We start from the raw sequence: 6,019 nt of genomic DNA, 5'->3' as shown, positions 1-6,019 counted from the left end.
GAATCCCCCAAGATGGTCGTATTTCACTGCGCGTTGGTGGTCGTGAGGTGGATATTCGTGTTTCGACAATGCCTTCGGCAAATGGAGAGCGCATCGTACTTAGGCTGCTCGACAAAAATGCGGGACGGCTGCGGCTGGATCATTTGGGTATGACTGATCGAGATTTGAATGCGCTAAAGAGCATACTCGCCCAACCGCATGGCATTATGCTTGTCACGGGTCCGACAGGGTCTGGTAAAACCACTACGCTCTATGCGGGGCTTTCTGAGATAAACGACCGCTCTCGCAATATCCTTACCGTTGAAGATCCTATTGAGTACAACCTTCCAGGCATTGGGCAAACACAAGTCAATACAAAGGTTGATATGACCTTCGCGAGAGGTCTTCGCGCTATATTGCGGCAAGATCCAGATGTCGTGATGATTGGTGAAATCCGTGATCTAGAGACGGCAGAAATTGCAGTGCAGGCGAGTTTGACGGGCCACCTCGTTTTATCAACGTTACACACAAATACGGCCGTTGGCTCGATTACTCGGTTGATGGACATGGGGGTCGAACCGTTCCTGATTAGTAGTAGTCTCGTTGGAATTATTGCTCAGCGCCTTGTTCGTGTTTTGTGTGAACAATGCAAAGAGCCTTATGAGGCAGATGAAGGTGTGGCGCGTTTGCTGGGTGTCGATCCTGCAGCGGCTCCGACGCTTTATAAGGCCAAGGGCTGCTCTGAGTGTAACCATCTTGGTTACAACGGCCGAATGGGTATCTACGAAGTGGTCGAGATAGAAGCGAAATTAAGAGCGCTTATTCATGATCGCGCGGGTGAACAACAGCTCGAGCAGCTTGCGCGCGAACAGTCGCCGGGGATTTTTGATGACGGCGTTCGTAAGGTGCTTAGCGGCATAACGACCGTGAATGAATTGCTGCGCGTTACCCATAAAGGATAACTATGGCTGCTTTTGATTATGTCGCTTTAGACCAGCGTGGCCGTAAGCAAAAAGGTGTGCTTGAGGCGGATTCTGCGCGTCAAGTAAGGCAATTGCTGCGCGACAAGGGCTGGATGCCGCTTGAGGCTAATCAAGCTGTTGAGAAAAAGGGTTCGAACGGGTTGCTGGTGCGTCGCAAGGGCTTGAGCGTTCGGGATCTCGCCTTAATAACAAGGCAGATTGCGACACTCGTTCAGAGCGGTATACCGATTGAGGAAACGCTCACAGCAGTAGCGTCGCAAAGCGAAAAGCCGGCGATACGGAGTATGATTTTGGCCATTCGGTCAAAAGTGATGGAAGGCTTTACGCTGGCTGACAGTCTTGCAGAGTATCCGGGCGCTTTTCCTAAACTCTATCGTTCAACTGTTGCGGCGGGTGAAGCTGCGGGACATTTAGACCTGGTGCTGAATCGTTTAGCGGATTACACCGAGAGTCGACAAGCTGCGCGGCAAAAAATACAGCTCGCTGCGATCTACCCAATTATCCTCTCTGTCGTCGCCATTGCCATTGTGGTGTTCCTACTCACCTATGTTGTTCCCGATATTATTGAAGTGTTCATCAACAATGGTCAGGCCTTGCCACCGCTAACCCAGGGGCTGCTTAATGTTAGCGATTTCCTCGCAGCTTGGGGTGGGGCGCTTGCGGTGTTGATGTTTCTTGCATTTGTCGTCTTTCGTTACATGCTGCGCAAGAAAAGTTTTCGTTTTGCTTGGCATAAACAGTTACTCATGATGCCTTTTGTTAAAAAGCTTAGCCGCGGCACAAATACCGCGCAATTTGCAAGCACACTAAGCATTCTTACGAGCTCTGGCGTCCCTCTGGTCGAGGCGATGAAAATTAGCTCTGAGGTGCTCGGTAACGACTGCCTAAAAGGATCTTTACAGGTTGCCGCTCAACAAGTTAGTGAGGGCGCCAGTCTCCACAAGGCGCTAGACAATACCGGTTACTTTCCACCAATGATGGTACACATGATTGCAAGTGGAGAATCTAGCGGTGAGCTGGATCAAATGTTGGAACGAACTTCGTCGCATCAGGAGAGCGATTTAGCCGCGTTAATTGAGACAATCGTTGGGCTATTCGAACCTCTTATGCTGCTGTTTATGGGGGCGGTCGTTTTGGTGATCGTGCTCGCTATTATGTTGCCAATACTTGGTATGAGTAATTTGGTCGGTTAAAAATAGAAGTTTAAATAAGGTATAGGTATGGAAATGCGATCGTTGAATCAGTCCTCTAAGCAGTCTGGCTTTACGCTAATCGAAATAATGGTAGTGATGGTGATTTTGGGATTGTTAGTGGCTGTAGTTGCGCCAAACATTCTAGGGCGTGGCGAAGAAGCGAGAATCGGCGTTGCGAAAACGCAACTTAGGAATATTTCCAGTGCGCTTGATTTGTACAAACTCGATAATTTTAATTATCCCAGCACAGAACAAGGGTTAGAGGCCTTAGTCTCCAAGCCCTCCGGTTCGCCCGAAGCTAAAAACTGGAATAAGGGTGGTTATTTGCCAAGCGTGCCTAAAGACCCTTGGGGCGTTGAATACCAATATGTCAGCCCAGGCTCTGAAGGCCCTTATGATTTGTATTCTTTCGGTCCTGATCAGCGCGAAGGCGGCGACGAAGAGGGTGCGGACATTAGTGTTCATGATCTTAACTAGTTTTATCTAGCGCTCATCTTGTCGGTGGCCCTTTGAGGAGCAACATCATGCGTTCTGCACGATTGAGTCAGTTTGGCTTCACGCTTATAGAGCTGCTCGTCGTGATGGTATTGCTTGGTTTGTTAACGAGCCTTGCAACAACGTCAATCGGCGGAAATCAAACAAGAGAGCTCGAAATCGAAACCAATCGCCTGCATGCATTGCTTCGCACGGCTGCCAATGAGGCAGTATTCACCAATACCGAGATTGGTATGCAGATTTTCGAAGAGGGGTATAGCTTTATTACCTACGACGAGGATGCGCAGTCTTGGCAAACGGCTTCAAGCACTATTTTGCAAGCCAACGAGCTGCCCGAATGGATGTTTATCGAATTTGAGCGCGAAGGCGAAGAGGTTGAGCTGCCTTCAAAGCCTAAGGATGAAGACCGAGAGTATGGTGATGACACCTCAAGCCTTAAGCCTGACTTTATGTTTCTTTCCAGTGGCGAAGTGACAAGCTTTCGCTTGGTTCTAGGGAAGCGGGACGACTCTGACGTCTATCGAGAGATTGTACTTAACGAGTATGGCGAGATCGTATTGCCTCATGTCGAAGCTCGAAAGGCGGATGGATGAAGTGCTTAAATCAGCCATTTGATCGCGGTTTTACTTTGTTGGAAGTGCTCATCGCACTTATCTTTTTCTCGCTCATAGGTGTTGTTTTGCAGGATGTCACAGCATCTTCAATGAGCAACGTGCTCAAGGCGCGAGCCAATAGCTATGCAACATGGATTGCCGAAAATAAGCTCACTGAACTTCGCTTGGCGGAGGGCCTTCCGTCTCCCAAACAGTATAAGGAAGATATCGAATTTGGTGTTAATGACTGGCAAGTCGTTACGCTTGTTCAAAAGACGGAGAATCCGGATATACATCGGGTAGAGGTACAAGTTTCGTTGATCGAGGAAGAATTTGATGAGCCGAGGCAGATTCGTTCTCTAACCGGATTTGTGGGTCGTTACTGATGTCGGGCTTGTGCATGCCGAAAAGGCTTGACCGGTATCATGGGTTTACCCTGCTTGAAGTATTGATAGCGATCGCTATTACCGCCCTTATCGGCTTAGGGTCATGGCAGTTACTGAATAGTGCAATTCGGACTTACGAGTTGGGGCAGGAAAGCTTGCAAGCCTTATCTGCTCTTCAGCGAGCACAATTGTCAATAGAGCGCGATTTTTCTCAGGTGTTACCTAGGGCTATTCGGGACGAGTTTGGAGATTATCAGGCCGCGATAAAAGATGGTGAAGATTTTTATACCGTTGAACTTACGCGCGCTGGCTGGCGCAACCCACTGCAACAAAAACGGTCAGAACTACAGCGAGTTGCTTACGAGCTAACAGATGGTGAGCTGTTGCGGCACCACTGGAAGGTGCTTGATCGCGCGCAGGACTCAGAGCCAACAACACGCCGTCTGTTAGAGGGGGTAGAGCGCTTTGAGATCGCTTACCTGAATGATAGTGATGCGTGGATTGATGAATGGCCTCCTCTTGATAATGCTTCCGATGGTGAATCCCGGGATAGAATGACGCGATACGCTTTGCTGCCTAAGGCTGTGCGCGTTGAGCTGGAGCATCCGCGTTATGGTCTTATTACGCGTTACTTTGAGCAGGCTAGTTATCTTGAGAACACTTTGATTCAAGCGAGTGGTGGGCAAGACAGTTCAGGTCAAGAGAATGGAGAGACCGACGAGCAGGCAACGCAGGGTGGTGACTCCAGTTCGAGCGCCAATCAATTTCAGAATATTACAGAGACGGGAGGAGAGAGATGACAATCGCGCGTTCCATGCCTTCGTCGTATTCTGGTCGCGCGCGTCAAAGCGGCGTAGCCTTAATGCTCGTTATCCTTGTTTTTGCTTTGGTATCAATACTTGCTGCGGGTATTTACAAAAGACAAAAGCTGTTTATTTATACGGCAGGAAGCTTGGTCACCAACGCGCAGGCGTATCAATACGCGCTCGGTTCAGAGACTTATGCTCGTAGACTTCTGTTGGAAGATTGGCGTGAAGATAAAAAGAACAATGAATTTGTAGATGACTTAGAGCAGGTCGAGAATGCTTTGTTCTTGCCTGTTGATGATGCACTTCTTGAAGCCCAATTCAACGATCTCCATGGGCGGATTAATCTCAACGATTTGGTTTACGTTGATGGTATACCAAATCCCATAATGTCAGAGCGTTTCAAACGTCTGCTAGACCGACTCGCTTTGGATGATGTCAAGCTTGAGCGAATTCAAGATTGGATCGATGAGAACCAGGATGCGACAGGTATAGAGGGCGTTGAAGATGGAGAGTATCTTTCACTCGAACCACCTTATCGGACTGGCGGACAGGTCTTTAGTCATCCTAGCGAGTTGATGTTGATTGAGGGGGTTGATCGTGAATCGTACGAAGCGCTGCTTCCTTTCGTTACTACGCTGCCACAAGGCTTGGCGCATATAAACGTCAATACAGCGAGTGCTGAAGTACTTCAGTCTTTGGTTGAAAATCTGCCGGACAATGTAGCGGAAGAGCTCGCATCCAAGGCGAAGGAATCCCCTTGGAAAAGTATTCAAGAGTTTGCTGCGGAGCCGCTGCTTAAAGGATTGAAACTCGATACTACGTATCTTGATGTGGCGTCTAATTTTTATGAGCTGGCAACCAGGATTACTCTATCTGATCGTAAGGTTCGTCTGCGCTCAATTCTTTATCGCGCCAAAGAGGATGGTAGTGTAACCTTGTTACAGCGTGATCAAGGGCAAAAGTACTTAATAACGAAGTCAGGCGTATGACTAACTATTGTTACTCGCAATATTACCCGCAATATGCGTGTCTGAGTTTCGGGATAAATAATGGCTTACGTTACCTTAGCCTGTTGGGCTATGATGACGGAGCAAACAGACTTAAAAGACCAAATAATAAGATGGTTGAGTTAGAAAAAAATGCCACATAAATTGTTTCTCCTGCCGAACGAGCCATACAATGCAAACCAAAGCCAGTACGACTGGGTCCTATATGATTTGAAAGGTCTCAAGGTGTCGGGTGGTCGATCGTCTGCATTAGACGAAATTCAACAAATATTGATGCAGAACGGGGCCGATAGCGTCAAAGCTGTCTTGGTTTGGCCCGGAAATCTCAGTTTTTTCACTCGTGTTAGCGTGCCCGGTAAAAGTGCAAGATTTTTACAGCAAGCGCTTGCTTTTGCGGTAGAGGATAAGGTAGCTACCGACATTGAGCTTCTGCATTTCGCAACATCAAAAGGCTCAAGCAAAGGCGGTGTAGATGTCCACTGTATTGAGAAGGCGCTTTTACTTGGGTTTTATGATGATGTACTTGAAGCTAAACCTGAGATAACCCTCAATGCTGCGCATGTCGACTCGGATC

8 protein-coding genes are annotated in these 6,019 nt (G+C 48.1%); all 8 read left to right on the top strand.

Annotation, left to right across the window (positions count from 1 at the left end):
• Positions 1-941, top strand: a 941-nt coding sequence (locus A3750_RS14920) for a GspE/PulE family protein (protein WP_197475059.1), incomplete at its 5' end; no start/stop codon positions are given.
• A 2-nt stretch (positions 942-943) separates the two neighbouring features.
• Positions 944-2,155, top strand: coding sequence for a type II secretion system inner membrane protein GspF (gspF, locus tag A3750_RS14915; protein ID WP_068452309.1), 1,212 nt, complete (start codon positions 944-946; stop codon positions 2,153-2,155).
• A 27-nt stretch (positions 2,156-2,182) separates the two neighbouring features.
• Positions 2,183-2,632 carry a type II secretion system major pseudopilin GspG gene (gene gspG / locus A3750_RS14910; protein WP_068452308.1) on the top strand — a complete coding sequence of 150 codons (450 nt, stop codon included), beginning with the start codon at positions 2,183-2,185 and terminating at the stop codon, positions 2,630-2,632.
• Between the two features lie 47 nt (positions 2,633-2,679).
• Entirely contained in the window at positions 2,680-3,243 is a 564-nt protein-coding gene (gene gspH / locus A3750_RS14905) for a type II secretion system minor pseudopilin GspH (protein WP_068464227.1), read from the top strand.
• Positions 3,240-3,629, top strand: coding sequence for a type II secretion system minor pseudopilin GspI (gene gspI, locus A3750_RS14900; RefSeq protein WP_068455597.1), 390 nt, complete (start codon positions 3,240-3,242; stop codon positions 3,627-3,629). The genes gspH and gspI overlap by 4 nt, the downstream gene beginning before the upstream one ends.
• Before the next feature lie 14 nt (positions 3,630-3,643).
• Positions 3,644-4,429 (top strand): type II secretion system minor pseudopilin GspJ, encoded by a 786-nt coding sequence (gene gspJ, locus A3750_RS14895; protein WP_068520250.1) that lies wholly within the window; start codon positions 3,644-3,646, stop codon positions 4,427-4,429.
• On the top strand, positions 4,426-5,427 hold the full coding sequence (gene gspK, locus A3750_RS14890) for a type II secretion system minor pseudopilin GspK (protein WP_082863172.1): 1,002 nt from the start codon (positions 4,426-4,428) through the stop codon (positions 5,425-5,427). Before gspJ ends, gspK begins: the two co-directional genes overlap by 4 nt.
• 150 nt (positions 5,428-5,577) lie before the next feature.
• Positions 5,578-6,019 (top strand): type II secretion system protein GspL (locus A3750_RS14885; protein WP_231871839.1); only part of this gene is annotated, 442 nt, incomplete at its 3' end.

The organism is Oleiphilus sp. HI0079, from assembly GCF_001635105.1.
The sequence above is the reverse complement of the archived record's forward strand: the minus strand, read 5'-3'. Positions and strand labels throughout refer to the sequence as shown.